The 20624-nt window shown below is 47.8% G+C and carries 11 protein-coding genes; 6 read left to right on the top strand and 5 right to left on the bottom strand.

The window, feature by feature from the left end:
• Positions 1 to 127 precede the first annotated feature (127 nt).
• Positions 128 to 6244, top strand: a complete 6117-nt coding sequence (locus tag NC997_RS15590; RefSeq protein WP_190529889.1) for a CHAT domain-containing protein — start codon at positions 128 to 130, stop codon at positions 6242 to 6244.
• Here the strand turns inward: NC997_RS15590 and NC997_RS15595 are convergent.
• Entirely contained in the window at positions 6219 to 6374 is a 156-nt protein-coding gene (locus NC997_RS15595) for a hypothetical protein (RefSeq protein ID WP_190529891.1), read from the bottom strand. The genes NC997_RS15590 and NC997_RS15595 overlap by 26 nt on opposite strands.
• 519 nt (positions 6375 to 6893) lie before the next feature.
• On the opposite strand from NC997_RS15595, the gene NC997_RS15600 reads away from it, so the two are divergent.
• A complete protein-coding gene (locus NC997_RS15600; protein WP_190529892.1) occupies positions 6894 to 7862 on the top strand; it encodes an Hpt domain-containing protein in 969 nt (322 codons plus the stop codon).
• A 565-nt stretch (positions 7863 to 8427) separates the two neighbouring features.
• Here the strand turns inward: NC997_RS15600 and NC997_RS15605 are convergent.
• Positions 8428 to 8577, bottom strand: coding sequence for a hypothetical protein (locus NC997_RS15605; protein ID WP_190413262.1), 150 nt, complete (start codon positions 8575 to 8577; stop codon positions 8428 to 8430).
• A 43-nt stretch (positions 8578 to 8620) separates the two neighbouring features.
• Between NC997_RS15605 and NC997_RS15610 the strand changes: the two genes are divergently transcribed.
• Positions 8621 to 10867 (top strand): PAS domain S-box protein, encoded by a 2247-nt coding sequence (locus NC997_RS15610; RefSeq protein ID WP_190529894.1) that lies wholly within the window; start codon positions 8621 to 8623, stop codon positions 10865 to 10867.
• Positions 10868 to 11102: 235 nt separating this feature from the next.
• Here NC997_RS15610 and hisA read toward each other — a convergent pair whose 3' ends face one another.
• The 3 genes from hisA to NC997_RS15625 form a co-directional block, all read right to left on the bottom strand.
• Entirely contained in the window at positions 11103 to 11876 is a 774-nt protein-coding gene (gene hisA, locus NC997_RS15615) for a 1-(5-phosphoribosyl)-5-[(5-phosphoribosylamino)methylideneamino]imidazole-4-carboxamide isomerase (protein ID WP_190529896.1), read from the bottom strand.
• 77 nt (positions 11877 to 11953) lie between these two features.
• On the bottom strand, positions 11954 to 12898 hold the full coding sequence (locus NC997_RS15620) for a hypothetical protein (protein WP_190529898.1): 945 nt from the start codon (positions 12896 to 12898) through the stop codon (positions 11954 to 11956).
• Between the two features lie 409 nt (positions 12899 to 13307).
• A complete protein-coding gene (locus NC997_RS15625) occupies positions 13308 to 15002 on the bottom strand; it encodes a transglutaminase domain-containing protein (RefSeq protein ID WP_190529900.1) in 1695 nt (564 codons plus the stop codon).
• A gap of 559 nt (positions 15003 to 15561) precedes the next feature.
• Between NC997_RS15625 and NC997_RS15630 the strand changes: the two genes are divergently transcribed.
• From NC997_RS15630 to NC997_RS15640, 3 genes are all read left to right on the top strand, one after another.
• Positions 15562 to 16527 (top strand): DUF928 domain-containing protein, encoded by a 966-nt coding sequence (locus tag NC997_RS15630; protein ID WP_190529902.1) that lies wholly within the window; start codon positions 15562 to 15564, stop codon positions 16525 to 16527.
• A 233-nt stretch (positions 16528 to 16760) separates the two neighbouring features.
• Complete coding sequence (locus NC997_RS15635) at positions 16761 to 17591, top strand: DUF928 domain-containing protein (protein ID WP_190529904.1); 831 nt, start codon at positions 16761 to 16763, stop codon at positions 17589 to 17591.
• A 1046-nt stretch (positions 17592 to 18637) separates the two neighbouring features.
• The gene (locus tag NC997_RS15640; RefSeq protein ID WP_242031500.1) at positions 18638 to 20602 is read left to right on the top strand and encodes a ShlB/FhaC/HecB family hemolysin secretion/activation protein; all 1965 of its coding nucleotides are present in this window, start codon (positions 18638 to 18640) and stop codon (positions 20600 to 20602) included.
• Positions 20603 to 20624 lie beyond the last annotated feature (22 nt).

Raw genomic sequence — 20624 nt, forward strand, 5'->3', positions numbered from 1 at the left:
CCACGCGGAATTGTATTAAGAATTTCACCAAGGCAACTATCCATAGGAGTATTCTAGAAAAGAAAATAATTTAGTTAGCACTCGCATGACTTTCGGCAACGAGAGTTAGCACCTCCGGAGTCTTCCCATGCTCGTACCTATTTCCTTAGTTATCACGGCATACAACCGGGAGCATTATCTCGCTGCCACGATTGAAAGTATTCTGGCGCAGACTAGGCAAGACTTTGAGCTACTGGTGTGGGATGACGGTTCTACAGATAGAACTGTAGAAATTGCCCGTGAATACGAAGCCCGCGATCGCAGAGTTCGGGTAGTTGCAGCAGAACATCAAGGACGAGTCAGCGCCTTGCAAGCAGCGATCGCGCAGACTACCGGCACTTACATCGGTTTGGTAGATAGTGACGATTTGCTTGCCCCCACAGCAGTGCAAGAGACAGCAACCGTGCTGGAGGCGAACCCGGAGGTAGGTTTTGTCTACACTGACTACATCGACATCGACCAAAGCGGCAAAGTCATCGACTACGGGAAGCGCTGTCGCATTCCCTACTCAAAAGAGCGGCTTTTGCTCGATTTTATGACCTTTCACTTCCGGTTGATCCGTCGCAGTTTCTTCGACCAAGTAGGGGGAATCGAAGAGTCCTTCGACTACGTTGAAGACTACGATCTGTGCCTGAAGCTGTCAGAAGTTGCCGAAGTACGGCATATTAACAAGCCACTTTACTACTATCGTTGCCATCAGGCGAGTGACTCGCACACCTATACCAAGCAACAGGCGAAAAACGCCTGCAAAGCGATCGCGCGGGCACTGCAAAGGAGAGGATTAAGCGATCGCTTCTCTGTAAAACTGCACATCCTCAGCCATTTCCCTTTCAACTCTAAAGTCCTATTAGTTCGCAAAAAGCAATCAATTCTCGATTACCAATTCTCAATTATTAATTCTCGATTACCGATTGCTAAAAACATCGCCTCTTGCCTTCTCGCCCTCACCTGTAGCCTTTCTCCAACTTTTGCCCAAGCACAATCAATTACCACCGCACCTGACGGCACCAACACCAATGTCACCACCTCTGGCAATCAATTCAATATTACTGGTGGAAAACTTTCAGCCGATGGAGGAAATCTTTTCCACAGCTTCAACGAATTTGGCTTAGAACAAAATCAAATTGCCAACTTTCTTTCTAACCCATCTATCCACAATATTTTGGGTCGCGTCACGAGTGGCAACCCTTCTATTATTAACGGACTTATCCAAGTTTCCGGCAGCAACTCCACCAACTTATACTTGATGAACCCGGCTGGCATTGTGTTTGGTTCGGGTGCCACTTTGAACGTACCAGGAAGCTTCACCGCCACCACCGCCACCGGAATAGGGATTGGTGACAATTGGTTCAATGCCTTCGATCCTAATAACTACGCCAACTTGGTAGGCACGCCCAATCTCTTTGCCTTTACCACATCCCAGCCGGGTAGCATTATCAACGCTGGGAATTTAACGGTGGGAGAGGGAAAAAATCTCACTCTTATCGGCGGAACTATCGTCAACACCGGAGAACTCAAAGCACCAGCAGGTAATATCACCGTAGCCGCCGTACCGGGCAAGAAGACGGTACAGATTTCGCAAGCGGGAAACGTGCTGAGTTTAGAAATTCAGCCATCCGTCTTACCTTCCAGCTTTAATGCCCAGTTATCAAATCCTCCCTCACTGCCGCAATTACTCTCCGGTGGAGGTGTCGCCAATGCCACCAAAATGACCGTCAACAGTGCCGGACAAGTGGTGCTAAGCGGATCGGGTATTACCATTCCCACAGAACCGGGAACTGCAATTGTCTCCGGGAAGCTGGATACCGCCAACACTCAAGCCGGTATTGGCGGCGCAGTCGCTGTATTGGGTAATCAAGTTGGTTTAGTCGGGAACGCCAGCGTGAATGCCTCCGGAGATGCAGGCGGCGGTCAAGTATTGATTGGCGGAGATTATCTGGGCAAAGGTAGCGTACCCAATGCTGCTTTCACCTTTGTCGGCGCAGATGTGACACTCAATGCCGATGCCATTACTAATGGCAATGGCGGTAAAGTCATTGTCTGGTCAGATCAAGCCACTCGTACCTATGGCACCATTAGCGCCCGTGGCGGCGCACAAGGTGGTAACGGCGGATTTATCGAAACTTCCGGGAAAGTTTACCTGGATGTCACCAAAGCAGCGGATGCCAGCGCCCCCAAAGGTCTTCCCGGCACTTGGCTGCTCGATCCCTCGAATATCACTATCATCAATGGCGGCGGTTATAGCGGTAGCTTGGACAGCTTTTCACCAAATTTCACGGCGAATGCCGACAATTCTACGATTAGTAATGGCGCAATCAACAACGCCCTCAACTTTGGCAGTAGCGTAATCATCTCCACGAATAATCCTTCTGGCACCCAGGTAGGCAATATTACGCAGAATGCTGATGCAGCGATTGGCGGTGGGTATTTTTTTGGTGGTCCTGTCACTCTTACTCTTGAGGCAGCCAATGACATTATCCTCAATGGCTCTATCGGCGGTAATGGCTACGCCCTAAATGTCGTGCTTCGAGGTCAAGGGGGTGCGGGAACTAGAGCAAACAATGTAACAATTAATGGTCTGATTGACACTGACGGCGGTGACTTCAGTAGCCTGAGCAACACTTTCAACAGTAGCGCTACTACCATTACCACCCAAGGCGGGAATATCAACATTGATGCTACTGGCAACATTACTACAGGCTTCCTCAACGCCAGTTCTACTTTTTTTAATGGTGGAAATATTGACCTGATAACGAGTGCAGGTGGCAAAATCGCAATTGGAGGCGATCTCAATTCCTCTGGCGGTGCTTATGGTTCCGGATCTGCTATCACCCTTACTGGCGATGTCTTGCTCAGTAACAACGCCACCTTCACCACAATCGGTGGTACTGGTTATGGTTATGGTTCTGGTTATGGGGACGGTAACATCGAAATCACCGGAACGGTCAATGGCACGGGTGCAGGCGATCAAAATCTGACGCTGAATGCAGACACGGGTAACATTACATTTGGGAACGCTGTCGGCAATATTACACCTATTGGAAATTTGAGCGTCAATAGTGCCTCCAATCTCACCCTGAACGGCAACGTTACCACAACCAGCGGCAGCACCCTCAGTTTCAATACCCCTGTGACGCTGAGTAACAATGCAACCCTAACCGCAGACGAGATTAACTTTAATGGGGCAGTCAGCGGTGCGGGATACCAAATTGGACTGGCACCCGCAACAGCATCGAAAAATATTCAGGTTGGGAATGCGACTCCTGTAACCGATAGTTTGAATCTGACCGCCGCAAAGTTGGGACAATTGCAAGATGGCTTTAGCTCTATTACAATTGGACGCCTTGACGGCAGTGGTGCCATTGCAATCGACAGTGCAGGTGTCACCTTCAAAGATCCTCTCACCGTTCAAGCACCCTCTGGCTCAGTGGCGGTGAATGGAGCCATGACAGGCACGGGGGACGCCTCCATCACCCTTGATGCTGGATTAACTACCCTCAACGCAGATATCACTACCGCCGATCAAAACATTACTATCAACAGCGATACGCTTCTGGGTAAAGACATCACCCTCAGTACCGGCGCTCAAGGGGGTGGTGATATTGCTCTCGGTGGGAAGACGAATGGAACGGGCGCAGGCGGTCAAAACCTCACCTTAACTGCCGGTACCGGCAACCTTAAAATCGCTGATACAGTGGGCAACAGCACTTCCATCGGAGCCTTAACTGCTAACACCAGTGGCTTCACTAGCTTGGATGGCAGCGTCAATGCAGCCAGCGTGACAATACAGGGGAGTAGCGTCATCGGCGGGAATGTCACCACCAGTGGAATTCAAAACTATGGCGGCGATGTTTACCTCGTCGGTCAAAACCCGATAGAACTCAGCAGTAGCGCTGACTCGATTACCTTTGGCGGTATCCTCGCTAATAGCGGCAATGCTACCGACCTAACTATCAGTGTCAGCAGTGATGTCACTTTCCAGGATGCAGTGGGAGGAAATGGTTATTTTCTAGATAATCTGACAGTAAATAGCGGCAACAATGTCATCGCAAAAGATATTACGGCTACCGGGATTAAAATAACAGCGAACAATAGTATCAGTACAGGTTCGCTCAATACTAGCAAGACGACGGGAAATGGGGGCGCGATCGCTCTGACTGCTAAAAACAACCTTGCCACTGCTAACATCGACTCTCATTCTGATAATGGGGTTGGCGGAAATATTACCCTCATCAGCCAAACAGCCGCGATAAAAACCGGAAATTTAACTGCCTCAGGCACCACGAAAGGCGGGAATATCTTTGTATCTGCCATTGACAGCATTACAACGCTGGGAATTAATTCCAGCGCTAGCTTCGGAGATGCTGGTAATGTCACCCTTGACCCCGAAAACGACATTCAAGTTAGCTTCATTAATGCCCAAGGCGGAACGGGAGGCAAAGGGGGCATCGTTGACATTACCACCGAAAGTCTGTTTCGAGCTACGGGCACCTTCACTGACCAAAATGGGCAAAAAGCAAGTATTTCCGCCGCTGGGGGTGCTAGTGAAGGTTCCATCATCCTGCGCCACGGAGGCGGTTCCAAAAACGTTCCCTTCGTTGTCAGCAACGCTAGTAATAACGGCACAGCCGGAGTCTTGACAACTGGGTCAGGCAATACAATTGCTTCAGGATCTTTCCCCGGCAGCTATACTCAGGGCAAGATTCAGCTCATTACTGCCGATCAAGCCGATCAACCTGATACACCGTCTTCACCGAGTCCCCTGCCAGAGGAAATCAAGCCTCCACAGGAAACGCTAACGCCCCAATTGTCGGTGTCTGCCAGTTCGGCTCTCGCGGAAGTTGACACCTTGTTCGCTGACCTAGACGAACCGTTCACGCGCCAGTTTGAGCAATATTTTAGTGGAAGTGCGGATACTCCGATTAGAACCCTCACCGAAGCCCGCGATATTCTTCAAAACATTGAAAAATCGACTGGGATAAAACCGGCACTTATCTACATCACTTTTGTTCCTGCCACGGCGGCACCTGCTTCAGCTACCGATAAGACTCTATTACCTGCAACATCGCCAGAATCAGACATCCTTTGGCAGTTTAATCCCCAAGGCTTTGCCCTCAGCCAAGCATCCCCGCAATCCGCCGCTACTCCCGCTACCAGTCCCCCCGCCCAAGACAACGACCAACTCGAATTAGTTGTCATCACTGCCAAGGGTCAACCAATTCGCAAACGGGTGCAGGGGACAACGCGCGAGGAAATTCTGACAGTCGCTAAACAATTCCGCAGCGAAGTTACTAACCTTAAAAAACCCAATGGCTACCTGGTACCATCTCAGGAACTTTATCAGTGGATGGTGGCACCTTTAGAAGCCGATTTACAAGCTAGAGGTATCCAAAACCTAGTATTTCTGATGGATACAGGTTTGCGATCGCTGCCAATGGCTGCCCTCCACAATGGTCAACAGTTCCTGGTGGAAAACTACAGCATCGGCATGATGCCCAGTCTCAGCCTCACCGATACCCGCTACGTGAATATCAAAAACACTCAAGTTTTGGCAATGGGCGCGTCAAAGTTTACCGAACTGAATTCCTTACCAGCCGTGCCGATTGAATTATCTATCATCACTCCGACGCTGTGGTCGGGGAAATCTTTCCTCAACGAGAAATTTACGCTAGGAAATCTCAAGGCACAGCGTCAGCAACAGCCTTATGGAATTATCCACCTGGCAACGCATGGCGAATTTAAACCTGGGAAAATCGAAAACTCCTACATTCAGTTATGGGATACCAAGCTACGACTCAACCAGCTGCGCCAATTGGGCTGGAATGACCCGCCAGTGGAATTGTTGGTACTGAGTGCCTGTCGCACCGCCCTGGGAGATGAACAAGCAGAGTTAGGCTTTGGGGGCATAGCAGTGCTGGCAGGGGTGAAATCAGTTGTAGCCAGTTTATGGTATGTCAGCGACGAGGGAACTCAAGGATTGATGGCGGATTTCTATGCCCAATTGAAGAAAGCCCCGATCAAGTCAGAAGCTTTACGGCAAGCGCAGATAGCAATGCTCAAGGGGCAGGTACGCTTGGAGGCGGGCGAACTGCACCTCCCCACAGGAAACATCAAGCTGCCACCCGAACTCGCCAACCGGGGCGACACGCAGCTAACGCATCCTTACTACTGGGCAGCTTTCACGATGATTGGCAATCCTTGGTAAGAGGAGTAAGGGGTAAAGACTGAGGACTGAGGGCTGAGGACTGAGGACTGAGGGCTGGGGGCTGAGGACTGAGGACTGAGAACTGAGGACTGAGGGCTGAGGACTGAGGCAGAGAAAATCGTACTTGCATTCAGCCCTTCGCATTCGTAACTGATTTGGAAACTCTATTTTTTTCTACGTTTCTATGCGTCCTATAGCCCAGACAGCGCACGACTAAGCGAATCCGCGCCGCTATCGGCTTCGCCAGAGGTTACGGGTTCGCCCTCCATGCACTGGTATTCTCTGGAAAACACAAGGAAGGCGACAATCGAACCCGGTGACTTCGCCCGTCAACAGGTAACTGTGAAGTGTTGTTTGTTTTAGAAGCCACTGGTTCGCCTTTCAGCTTTTTGAAGCTTAGTTATAAAATACTTTCACGCAATGGCAAAATTAGCACTTGCTAATTTAAGTATTGCTACCAAGCTTTAAATTGGTGGTTTCGGCTATTTTAGGAACAGTCTCCAACGTATATCAAACTTAGCTGCGCTTCAACCTGAGGCGTGCCGACAGGAACAGGGGTAAACAGTGCCTAGTGGAAAAATCCACTGCCAGGAACGACTCCCCCATAACCAGGTGACTACACAAAATTGTTGTTTTGAGGAATGCTGCCGTGGAGTCGGGAAAGATTTTAGGCTTTTTCATCGAGGAGGCAAAAGAACACCTCGAAACCCTGGAAAAAGGGCTACTGGATTTGCGAGGCGTAATGGCAGATCAAGAAAGGATTAATGAAATGTTCCGCGCCGCCCATTCTGTCAAGGGAGGGGCAGCGATGCTGGGCTTTAACAGTATTCAAAAAGTTTCCCATCGGTTTGAGGATTGTTTCAAGCTCCTCAAGGAACATCCAGTCAATATCGATAGCGATCTGGAGTCCATGTTTTTAGAAGGGTATGACACCCTTAAGCACTTAGTTGACCAGCTTCAGGGGCCATTTGGTCTCCGAGAAGAGGAAGGCGAGAAAATCGTGCAAGCAGCAGAACCTAATTTTGTTAAGTTACAGGCACACCTTAACCGCCTGCTTGGGGCGGCAGGAAGTGCGCCAGAAGCGAGCAAAACGTCAACTCCAGATATTTCTGCTCAGGTGACTGGGGTGCTAAAACAAATGTTGCCGCTGTTTAAACAAGCAGAAACACCCGCAAATCGTCAACAACTTTGCGCTTTGTGCAGTCGTCTCGTGCAGATGAGTGCTGAAATAAAAACCTGGCAAGTGCTGGTAAGAACTGCAAATCGAGCGATCGCTAATCCCAAAAATACTTATGCCACCTTGGCACCGATTGTAATTAAGGAACTCAAGCAGGCTAGCGATCTGTTGCCACACGGAAAAACTGACGCGATCGCGCCGAGTGCCAGTTTGCGGCTGTTGGCAGCTTCCCCAGAAGCAACTACCGCCCCAATTCCGACGGTAAAGGTGACAGTTGGGGAAGGCGCACCCAGTCCAACGGAGTCAAAACCCACTCCGACATCCATCAAACAAATCGCCGTGCCTGTAGAACCTAGGGCGGCGGCAAAGGTTTTGGCTCAAGTGTTTAATAAAGAGCAACTGCTGCTGCTAGCAAAGTTACTCCACCAAGCTTCTCGCTGATTCTCTCTACCACAAAACGCGGCTGTTGCACAAAGCACGCGGATACTTTTCCTTTGCTCAACCAGCTACAGAATAAAACGATGGGGCAGTCCCCGAAGCACTGCCCCATCGTTTTTTTTGCAATTAGACGAACATTCATCATTAAGCTGTCTTTTGCGATTCAAAAATAGGTATAAAAACTGCTTTTTCCTTTTACTTTAATTTTTGATTAGGTCAAAACTTTCAGTATGTTTGCGTGTAAAAAATAACGAATACTGACTGGCGAATAACCGATTAATCCTTAGGAATAGTCCTTGTGGTTAATTCCAGAGAACAACTAGCAACAATTTAGCTTTTTGGACATTAAGAAAAGACAAGTATTATTTAAATATTTAAAAATATATACAGAAATCTAAATATCCTATTCGATTTTTTAACCGAGTTTTAGGAAAATAACTCCTTTTAGGCCAGAAATTCTCATTACTTGTTAAAACTGATACCAATACAAACTCAAAACCCTTAGCTACAGTGATTAGAGTGTAACTTTTAGAAAAAATAAGCATCTATCTATTTGTAGACAAACTTGTTAATCTGGTGGCTTCAAAGACTTAAATAAAATAGTCTGAAAGTTACGACTCAGGGTGTATGCAGCTCCACAGCTAGAAAGGCTATACCAGAGTAGAGACAAAAGGGTGTATCCAGTCCAACGGCTGAACGAGTTAACAAAGATTGCCATAATAAAAACTCCAGGTACTCAGCCAGTGCCTTGATTGAAAGCTATGCGAAGTTTACAAGCGAATCAGCAAGGCGCTGCCCAATCAGCGCCCAGGATGGATACCCTCCCTCAGGCACTTCTGAGCGAACTAGCAGTTGGCGTCTTGGTGATGGGAGCGCAGGGGGAAATACGCTTTACGAATCAGGCGACACTGGACTTGCTGGATTTAACGGCAGACCAGATGCTGGATCAAACGCCGCTCGATCCCGCTTGGCACGTCATCCAGGAGAATGGAACGCCATTTCAGATGAAACTCCACACGGCACCAGTCCGGGCAAAGCAAGCATTGTTGCTGCTTTCGACCCGACAATCGCTGCGAAACCTGGTGCTAGGGGTTTATAGACCGACAAAGCGCGATCGCATTTGGATATCTGTTAACACCGAACCGCAGTTAGATCCAGACGGTTGCGTCGAGCAAGTCGTCTGTACGCTGAGTGAAATCACCAACCAAAAGGCAAGCGAACAATTTTCAAAAATCAATGAATGTTTTTCGGGTCTTGGTTCCGACCCAGATGAGAATATTAACCGCATCACGGCATCCGCAGGGGAATTACTAGGCGGTGCTTGGGCAGTCTACAATCGACTGCATCAAGGCTTACTGTGGTCTTGGGGTCAATGGCAAACGCCGTCGGAGTTCCCAAATGTAGGCGATCCGGACGGACATCTCTGTTATGACGTGATTCAGCAGGGAAGCAACCAGCCCTATGTCGTTCAGGATTTACCCAACACCCCCTACGCACAGAGAGATCCTTGGGTCATTCCTTACCAACTGCAAACCTACGTTGGACAAGCAGTTAGATGCGCGGGTGAATATATCGGCTCGCTTTGCGTGGTCTATCAGAACCAGTTTGTTCCCACAGAATCTGATAAGAAGCTGATCGGGATCATGGCTGCGGCGATCGGTGTAGAAGAGGAACGCAAGAGGGAAGCAGTGGTGTGGGCGCAAAACGAAGGGAAATGGCGATCGCTACTGCAAAACAGCTCCAATTTGATCACCATTTTGGAAGCCGATGGCACCATCAAATACGCAAGCCCTGCCATTGAGGGCATTTTAGGATACAAGCAAAAAGAATTAATTGGCAAAAATACCTTTGACCTTGTTCACCCAGAGGATGTTTCTTTAGTCAAAAACGATTTTCAAGGCGTCCTCGAAAATTCAACAACTGCTTTATCCATTGAGTTCCGGTTTCAGCACAAAGATGGCTCGTGGCGTTATATCGAAGCAACCCACAGCAATCTGGTAATGGATGCACCAGGGGTTCGTATTGTTGTGAACTCTCGGGACATTACCGATCGCAAACTGGCTGAGACAGCTTTAATTCAATCGGAAGCACAATTGAGAGACAAAGCAGCTCAGTTGGAACAAGCCTTATACGAACTGCAACAAACTCAAAGTCAACTGGTACAAACAGAAAAAATGTCCAGTTTGGGGCAGTTAGTCGCTGGTGTTGCTCACGAAATTAACAACCCAGTTTCTTTTATCTACGGTAATCTTCCCTACGCGACGGAGTATACTCAAGACCTGCTGCACCTCGTTCACCTCTACCAGCAGGAATATCCACAACCAACACCCGCCATTCAAGAAGCAGCAGAAGCACTGGACATAGATTTCCTCAGTGAAGACCTTCCAAAACTGATGAATTCAATGCAAGTAGGAGCTGAACGCATTCGCCAAATTGTTCTGAGCTTGAGGAACTTCTCTCGTCTAGATAAAGCGGCAAGAGAGCCTTTCGATCTTCACAATGGAATTGATAACACTTTACTTTTGTTACAACATCGCTTGAAGCCGAAAGCAGGACGCACCGAGATCCAGATAGTTAAAGAGTATGACAACCTGCCTCGTGTAGATTGCTATGCTGGGCAAATCAATCAGGTATTTATGAATATTCTGAGTAATGCGATTGATGCCCTAGAAGAGTCAATCATTAATGGTGAATGGTCAGTTGCCAGTAGAAAAACAACTGACATTCCTACTATCCGGATTCGCACCGAACTGGCAAATGACAATAAGGTGGTCATTCAGATTACTGATAATGGCCCTGGCATACCATCGGAAGTGCAGCAACATATATTTGACCCTTTCTTTACTACTAAACCAGTCGGTCAAGGTACTGGCTTGGGGTTGTCAATCAGCTACCAGGTTGTTGTAGAAAAACATGGCGGCGTCTTGAAGTGTCAGTCGGCACCGGGAGAAGGAACGGAATTCTGTATCGAGCTGCCCGTAAATCTTCCCCAGCCGGAAGGAGTGTAAAAATTAGCGAATGGCACTTACTTAAGCATAAAAAGCTTAAACAGAAAAAGTAATTTGTTGGTTGGGTTTCACTATGATTCACCAAATTACTCGCTAAACTTACTAGATGTTAGTTTTCGAGCCTCAACCCAACCTCCGGGCTTATTATAGGCTAATTAACTAAACCTCTAGTTTTGGGGATAAAAAGAAGGAAATGTAGAGACGCGCAACTGCGCGTCTTTAGCTCGTTGAAGTGTCAAGCAAAAGTGGAAAAGCCCAAATCTGGCGGGACATCTTGAATACGTCCCGACCCTATCGCTTGCAGGGCTGCTTTGAGCGAAACATCACCTGTATAGAGGGCACGACCCACAATCACACCGCTAACTCCCAAAGGTTCGAGTGTTAGTAAACTCAACAAGTCAGTAACCGAACTAACACCGCCAGAGGCAATAATGGGGATGGAAATAGCATTGGCGAGTTCTCTTAATGCCTCTAAATTAGGGCCAGAAAGCGTGCCATCTCGATGAATATCGGTGTAGATAATGGCAGCAACCCCTAATTGTTGCATTTGCTTAGCCAAGTCGATTGCCGCAACTTCAGACGTTTCTAACCAGCCTCTTGTGGCAACCTGTCCATTCCGGGCGTCAATTCCTACGATAATTTGCCCTGGAAATTCCTGGCAAAGTTCTTCGACCAACTGGGGTTGTTCTACGGCTATGGTTCCCAAGATTACCTGCTTCACACCCATGTTTAGCAGCTGAGAGACTGAGCTTTTGTCGCGCAAGCCGCCCCCTACTTGGATTTCTCCCGGCACTACCTGTAAAATCGCCTCAATTGCCTGTCGGTTGACCAGTTGACCCGCCTTAGCACCGTCGAGGTCTACGATATGCAACCGGGTTGCCCCCTGTTCTACCCACTGTTTAGCAATATTAGCGGGGTTGTTATCAAAAACTTGCGATCGCGCGTAGTCTCCCTGATATAACCGTACGCACCGACCTTCTAGCAAATCAATCGCTGGAATTACATTCATCTTCAGCTATTCAAATAATCAAATGAGTAGAGTGGGCAGCGCCCCCCTACTCAGTCCAGACTATCAGCTAACAGCTATCAGCTAGCAGCTAATTGTTGTGGCGGCAGCCCAAACAACTCTTCGAGATAATCAGGCGTAAGCATTTGGTTCCAGTGACGCAGCTGCACCATGAGTCGGGCAAATGTGAAAACTAATTCCACCGCGTATAAGGCATAGCCAATTTGCAAGACATCGTTCCCTTTCGGGCGTTCGCCCTGGTGATGTTTGAGAAGACCCATTAAATTTTTAGTGGTGCCCTGCAAGCGGGTGAGATAGGAATCTCCAAACGCCCAACGGCTAATCCCCCAGAACTTTGCTAGGTGATTGATTTCGTCTTGCATGGGTTGCGCGATCGCTTGTTGCAATGCCCCCGTCGAATGAGCCATTAACCAGAGATATACAGACGTTGCTCCCCACTCGGTTGCGATCCGGGCGATCGCGTGTTTATAAACATCTTCTCGTAGATTTCCACTCGATTCATAGCCTTTTACTGAGTTCGGATGGGATTGTAGTTTATCACCCGTTAATTGTTGATAGATTTTGCTAAAAGTGGGGCGGTGTTGCCGTTCTTCTTTCTCCCATATTCCGACTTCTAGCATCGTGCCATCCGCTGCAAAGGTACCGCCCACAAATCGCGCCATTGGAAAGTGGGCTGCCTGCAAATAATTCCAGCTTTCCATCGCATAAGCGCGAATCGGCGTTTCAATCTCCACCGCATTTGCAACTGTTGCAATAAATAATTCGGGAGCGACACCGATAATTTGATTAGAAGTAATTGCTTGCCAATCAATCGTTTCCCAGCGGCGCTGATGAGGATTTTTAAACTGTCTCGGTAAGTCTGACAGGTTCTGCTGGAGAATCTCCAACGATAGATAGCGCTCAATCAGATAATTAATGCGCGATCGCGTTTGTAAATAATGCGGCTGGGGATATTGATATCCAGCTAGATCGACCGAGCGCTCTTTAATGCTAGAATTATTCATAGATTCAGTGCTTCCTTCTTGCTTTAGCCTTGATTAATAAGTACCTATTCAACCCTCTAGCAAGTATCTTTGTAACAGCATTCTGATATTCAAAAGCTTAGATTCTTGATAAAGATTGATGCTTCTAGGACAAATTTAGTATCGAAGAGCAATCCGGATTTTTTCTAAATTTTGTGACAGTTAAAATATTGACCTACTGTGAAAGTCTTAAATTAGCGATCGTTAACCGATTTCCAATTACTTTAATAGGCGATAGATACCATTTTCCCTAAACTGCTGCTTTCTGGTAAAAACGGAGAACAGCTTGTGACAGTTTAAGCAGCGACCTACTAGGGAATAGCGGACAATTAGCAATGAGTACCCAGTGAAAAAGGGTGGACAGTGCCCACCCTTCTGACTTTATTCACCCTTATGAGGACGGTGCTAGTTCCTCCAAAATCGTAAATCTCACATGATTTAGAGATAATTCTCCAATAGAAACGGACTGCTTATTGACTCTTTCCCCATGACTCATCAAGCTTTCAAAGGTGATACCTTTGCCCATTTCAGCGTGATACCAAGCTAAACCCATGAAAAACCGCGATGGATAGGGGCCTTTTTCGACCACATCATCCGGATTAGATTCCATCGGCAACCAACCAAATCCAGGCAGGTAGAACTCCATCCAGACATGATTAAAATCAGGTTGCAGGGGCAAATTCATCAATTCAGGATGGGGAGGGCACTTGTAGCGACCTACCGTGCGGCAGGCAATGCCATTCAGCCGCGCCAGGGCAAGTAAAACCCCCAGGTACTCACCGCAGGAACCAACACCCCTTTCTAAGGCGACATCTGGCGGGTCAATGTAGGGCTTAATCCCGTAGGAAAGACGGTCATAGACATAGTTGCGAATTTTGAAAATTTTCCGCAGCATATTCGTTTCGCTGCCAATCGCTTCCTTGGCGGCCTTGAGGATGATATCGGTGTCCATTGCCAAATCATCATCATCCGTCAGATATTTGCTGCGTAACTCAGGCGGGAGGTCGGGAAGTTTTTCGGCATCTCTGGGCGTCAGGCGATATTTGATGCTCCAGACTTCTATCAGGGCTTTCCAGCCAAATATATAGCGATCGCCAGTTTTGAGGCTGTTAAATTTAAATACAGCCACCCGCTGTCCGTCTTGAATTTCTTCCGTGAAAGGCAATCCGACCGCTTCAATTTTTCTGATCTTCTGTCGATGAGTCTCCGAGGGTAGAGCAATTCGCCACTCCACATTTTCTAAATCCACCTCGTCGAGGGGGGAAAGTTCCTCGACGTAGGAAATTTCCATCAGATAACCATTTGAGAGAGCGTAGCGTTCAGCCTCGTTGTAGTAAAAATACAACGGGTGAATAAACGTGCGATCGCGGTACTGTAATTCGTAATTCGGGTCAGCGTTCGGGTTATCGCGCAGGTAAGGCTCCTCACCCGCATAAGCTACGTAGAGAATATCTTTCCCCGTCTGAGGATCTGTGTAAAAAGCTAACCCTGTCGGGCACTCAAAAGGCGTCAGTACGCTGAATTTGATCTCACCCGTAGCTCGGTCAAGGCAGTAAACTGTTTGCTCAATGCTATCGGAAACCCAGAGTTCCTCACCCTTGACTGTGATATTTTCTACCCCTACTCCAGGGGCATAAAAACGGGTAATCTCTTGACCTGTCTCACGACTAAAAACAAGAATATATCCCGCCTTCTGGGAAGTCACGTAAACAGTTGATTCCCAAACAGCAACCCCATTTGCTAGGTAGGGCAAGGTGACAAAAGACTGAGGCGTCAAATCAGTGGTAGAGATGCCATTAATGGCGCTTGGACAAAAGAAAATACCATTTTCCTGGGTACACCAAAGAGTATCTTCCCAAAGAGCTAACCCAGTCACGCCCAGAAAATCTGGCAGATGATTGGCATTGAGTATAGTAGTGTTGTCACTCTTCGGATCGATTTGCAGCAGATACCCGTTAGTGGCGTCAATGGCGATAAGTGTATCTTTCTGAGAAGCAATGCCATGTATGGCAGCAGCTGCAATCGGTCTAATTGTCCGATGCCAAGGATTTTCTTTGAGTGGTAGAGCCGCTGAATCAGGAATCATCTCAAATCTCAGTGAAGTTTATGTAGAAGTGGATACCCAGGGAGGCAGAGGGGTTTGAAAGTTGGGATTTGGGATTATGAGGATTTAGTCAATCTAGAATAGCGATCGCCACTCTCAAATTGGTTTGACCTAGTCTTAGCCCAAGTTACCAAAAATGCAACCAAGACAACTGCTTTATACGAACTTGAGTACGATCTTATTTGTCTGTGTCAGCCGGGAACTCTAACAACGGTTAGGACTTCTTTAATTAATGACCCAACTAAGGATTGAGCCGACCCATTGCCTTTAGATGCCCCCTCTGGGGATTCTTGCAGAAGGGCAGACTTCATGACTCGATGTCCGAATAGAAAAACAAATTTTCCGTACATGAGTTTGATATATAATTATGGACACGCGATCGGACGAGCTTGCTGCTCCAAAGCGATATCAATCTAGCGATTGGTTGTTAAACAGAACCTTCAAAAGTGTCAGAGTGCAGAGCCATCCACAACTGTCTGGATGGGCAAAATCTTCAGGCACTCCGCTTGAAAAGGTCTGGAAATTGAAAGAGACCGGATCGATGAGGTCTACACAAGAAACTACAGTGCCGCAAAAATTAGGGATCAATCGCGATACGCTCCCTAAAGGAGAAACCCTTGGCAAAATTCAACCCAATTTCAATTTTTTAAGTAGACTCGTTGAAGTAAAAATCCCACAGCTTAAGTTCTGGGGAGTGTCAACAGAAAACAGTTCTAGCATGATTTGGATGAAACGCTACTCACAGATTACAACACTGGCTGTTTCCTTAACGCTCGGACTGGTTCTGAACGTGCCTTCCCAGGCACAGGCACAGCCTGCCTCACTCAGCCGCAGCCTACTACCAGATAATTTAAACTTCAAGCCGCCAGAGCGAGGCACCCCTGATGGCAGAGAACGAGGTGCAACCCGCGGCGGTTGCCAGAATCCCGCCTTGGCACCTAAAAGTGCTAGTCTCGCTGCCTTAACACCCTTGGATGTTGGGTTAACGGTTGCAGAGTATCCAACTTTCTCATGGTACATGGCTGAAACGTCAGCTCGGGAAGCAGAATTTTTGCTGAGGGATGCAAACGATCGAGAAGTCTACAAAGCGAAGTTTGCGCTCGCCGGAAAACCTGGCATTTACAGCCTCAACCTTCCTCCATCCGCCAATTTACCACCCTTGGCGCAGGACAAGGAATATCATTGGGACGTCTCGGTGATTTGTGATGCTAACAACCGGGAGAAAGATATGGTCGTAGGGGGTGCGATCAAGCGCATCGCACCAGATTCAGCCTTAGTCAGACAAATCCAGCGAGCCACTTTACAAGAGCGCGTTGGTCTTTATGCACAAGCTCGCCTTTGGCATGAGACACTCGCTACCCTGCTGGAGCTACGCCGCTTGAATCCTAACGATTCTACCCTGGCATCTGACTGGAAAAAGCTGTTACTGTCAGTTGAACTGAACAAGGTTGCGAGCGAGCCTCTAGTTCAGAGCGCAGCTAGTCGAAGAACGACTGGCTCAAACTAAAACAACCAGTCTTTGGGTTGTTATATCTGCTAAAAATAGGAATATTTGACCCACTTGTTCAGAGTTTTCAACTCCAAAATGCGACTCGATGAAGGCAGAAAGCCGAGTTCGGATCGTGAAGAAAACGATGTAGGGGTTGGGTAGTCAGTCAATCTAGGGCGGGACAATCGAATCTTGTTGGTTGAACCGCACCTATCTATTCAAAACTCAAAACTCTTTGGAGCAGTTCTGCTATGGACTGGATGAAGTCCCCTAGGTTAAAACGAGCCTTAGCTATCTCTATGGAAGTGGCACTGCTCACGGGTTTCTCAACTCTGATAGGGACACCACCAACACTACTCGCCCAAGGAATGCCCGATCGGTGGATAGTTGCTGGATATAATCCACCTAAAACCGTTGGGGCCCCAGGGCGCAGAGAAGGGGGCGGAACTCGCAGTCCTGGAAGTTGTCCGGCGGCAGGCAAGCCCCTCACTGCACTGATTCCTGCCAATAACATTGGGTTTACCGTCGCCGCATATCCGAGCTTTTCATTCTACGTCCCTCCAGTGCCTGCCCAAGCGTCGCCACTGGTACTAGAGTTCGTACTAAAGGATGAAAAAAACGATCGAGAGATTTATACAACAACCTTCATGACTATGGGAAAGGGGGGTATTGTCAGCATAAGTCTTCCGACTTATGCTGGATTACCACCCTTGGAAGTCGGTAAGAATTATCAGTGGTTCTTGTCGATGGTTTGCGATTCCGAACAGCGATCGCTCGATGTTTTTGTACAAGGTTCGATTCAGCGGGTTCCACAAACCGCGCAGCTTGATAATCAGTTGAGGGTGGCTACACCGAATAAGCGCCCAGATGTTTATGCAGAGGCGGGGATGTGGTTTGATGCCTTAACTACTCTGGCAGAACTGCGCCGCTCCAATCCGAACAATTCCGCTTATTCTGCTGAGTGGGAACAACTCTTGAAGGCAGTTGGACTGGACAACATTGCCAAAGAGCCTTTGCTTCCCAGTATGACGACATCTGCTAGCCAAACGACACCCTTTCAGCGCTTGAGAGAAAATCAATAGTTTTGAATGAACTGCTCCCTCACTTTAAGGATGAAAATATACTTAATTTCTCATCCTTGAAGACTCAGCAGGCAATGGGGCAGGGAAAAAGCCTATGCCCCTACCACTTAGCACTGCAATTTTCTGTAAATATGAAATGAACAGCTAAAGGACAGGATAAAGCTGAAGGCTGGATATCTAAACTCCACAAGTGTCCCGGCTTATACCAATTCACTTTATTGGGGCTGTACTTTAATTCTCGCAGCCCTTTTTTCTAGCGATCGCGTTGTGGCGCAGATGCACTCTCTTTGCAGGGATTGGGGTCTCTGATGTACCATCTTTTGTGAAATGGTACTATAACCTTTTACCTTAATATCGCCTAAAATAGATTGCTGAAAGTGGCTACTGGCAAGACTTGTACCATCCAAAATCGGCAATTCAAAATTTCAAATCTTATAGAGGGACGCATCACACTTTTACCCTCTCGCCATTATTACCTCGTACTCTCAGCAGGATATTCTGGATAGCAGGCTAGGGGAGAAAATTAGCAATTCCCTCCTGGTTTAGCCCAAACTGGGTAAAGCTGTCAGGAAAATACGTTCCCTGGCTGAATAATAGTGCCGCAGGTGATATCGATCCGTTTGTCTTGGGGATCGCGAATCCAGTCTGAAATGAGAGTGCGCGTGCAATCAGGTGCAAAAGTCAGGTGCAAAAGTCATTGATTGGGCGTTTGAGTGTGGTAGCAAACCGATCTTGTTCGCGAGCAAATTAGCTCGCCTTCCGAAGGCACAATGTAACTAGCAAAGAGGCGACGCCATTGACAGATGATGGCATAATGAAAACATAAAATTGAGTCTTCAGATAGATGCAATTTTGGTGAAAATCGCAAAATCATGCCGCTCGTTTGCTTGCAAAAGTAACATTCTCGCTCCTAAAAGCGAGAATGTTACTTTTGGAGAGAGAAAAGGAAAAAAGTTGAATTAAGTAAAGAAAATACGGATTGGATACAAAAAAATTGTATTAATTGAAGTTTTTAGACAATTCAACCCGTGGAGAACACAGCTACCATGCGTTCAAAATTTCAATGGTTTTGGTGTGGAGTGTTAATTGAGGGTGCGATCGCTTGTGTCTCTGCCAGCGGTGCTAATGCCAAAACACTACCGGCAACGCCCGATCTGAATGGATTGAATTTTCATCGCGAAATGGAAACGATGAAAGCGTTTTCCAGCGACGAGAGAGCAAAAAAAGAACCCGCTAGGCGTTCAGTTGCCCCGTCAAAGGGCATACAGCAAAAGCGCGTGGGAGTTGTTCAGCCTGAGCCAGAGAGGTCTGAAAATAGACGGCTGCAAGCGCAGACTCTACCTGCTTCACCGCAGAACCAACCACAGCTAAATCAACCCCTGCAACCCCAATCCGATCCTAACCGCGATCGCTTTCCGCAGCCTGCACCTCTCCCAGAACCTCTGCCGGAAGAGTCACCGTCGCCCGTACTGACGCCCCCAACACCAGCGCCCGATTCTGCACCGTCCTCAGACACGCTTGAGGTGAAAAAGATTCAAGTCACTGGCAGCACCATCTTTGGGGCAGAACAGTTGAACTCGATTACTCAAACTGTAGAGGGGCGGACTGTCACCCTAGAAGAACTCAGAAACGTTGCCGATGCGATTACCCAGTTGTACCTCAATCAAGGCTTCATCACCTCAAGAGCCATCCTGGTAGACCAAGCCATTACGGATGGTGTCGTCCAGATTCGCGTCATTGAAGGCAGCCTAGAAGAGATTAGGGTAGAAGGAACGCGCCGGTTGAATTCAAATTACGTGCGATCGCGCGTGCGTTTGGGGGCTGGCAAACCGCTCAATACGGGCAAGCTAGAAGATCAATTAAGGCTATTGCGCGTCGATCCCCTATTTAAAAATGTAGAAGCCAGCCTCCGCTCTGGGAGCGGGGTGGGTCAAAGTATTCTCGTCGTTCGCGTTACCGAAGCCAACCCCTTTTATGGCAGCTTCGGCGTCGATAACTACTCGCCTCCCAGCGTTGGTTCAGAACGATTGGGGATCAATCTGGGTTATCGCAACCTCACCGGCATTGGAGATGAATTTGCTGGCTCCTACTACCATACGACCACAGGCGGCGCTGATGTTCTTGACTTAAACTATCGGGTGCCACTCAACGCCATGAACGGCACCTTGCAACTGAGATATGCTCCCAACCGAAATAGAGTCACCCAAGCCCCTTTTGAAGTTTTCGACATTCGGGGAGAATCGCAGCTTTATGAAATTAGTTATCGACAGCCGTTAATCCGCTCACCGCGTGAAGAATTTGCCCTTTCTTTAGGCTTTACTCACCAGAATGGTCAGACTTTTACTTTTGCAGGGCCAACCCCGTTTGGTTTTGGCCCCGACGAAGAAGGTCGCAGCCGCACCAGCGTGATTAAATTTGGGCAAGACTATCTGCGTCGGGATGTTAAGGGTGCTTGGGCATTGCGATCGCTTTTCAGTCTTGGCACTGGCTTATTGGATGCCACCATCAATCCCGACCCCATACCCGATGGTCGGTTCTTAAGCTGGCTGGGCCAAGTGCAGCGAGTTCAAGTCCTGAATAACAATAATTTCTTAATTGTGCAAGGAGATATTCAGCTATCAACCAGTGGCTTATTACCCTCCCAACAGTTTGTAATTGGCGGCGGTCAATCGTTGCGCGGCTACCGACAAAATGTGCGTGCTGGTGACAATGGAGTGCGACTTTCAATTGAAGATCGCATTACCGTTCAGCGAGATGAAGCCGGTGCCGCCACATTGCAGTTTGCTCCTTTTGTGGATGTGGGTTGGGTGTGGAATGTGTCTGATAATCCCAACGATGCCACGTTACAGGATGAAAGATTTTTAGCAGGTGCTGGCTTAGGGCTAATCTGGCAACCTCTGCCCAAGCTAAATATACGACTAGACTATGGCATTCCACTGGTTGATATTGAAGACCGTGGCGAAAATGCCCAAGATCGGGGATTTTATTTCAGCGTTAACTATCAATTTTAGAAAGAATTAAAAATTAAAAATT

Origin of the sequence: Trichocoleus sp. DQ-A2, assembly GCF_039961915.1 — a bacterium.
Classification (GTDB): Bacteria; Cyanobacteriota; Cyanobacteriia; order Cyanobacteriales; family FACHB-T130; genus FACHB-T130.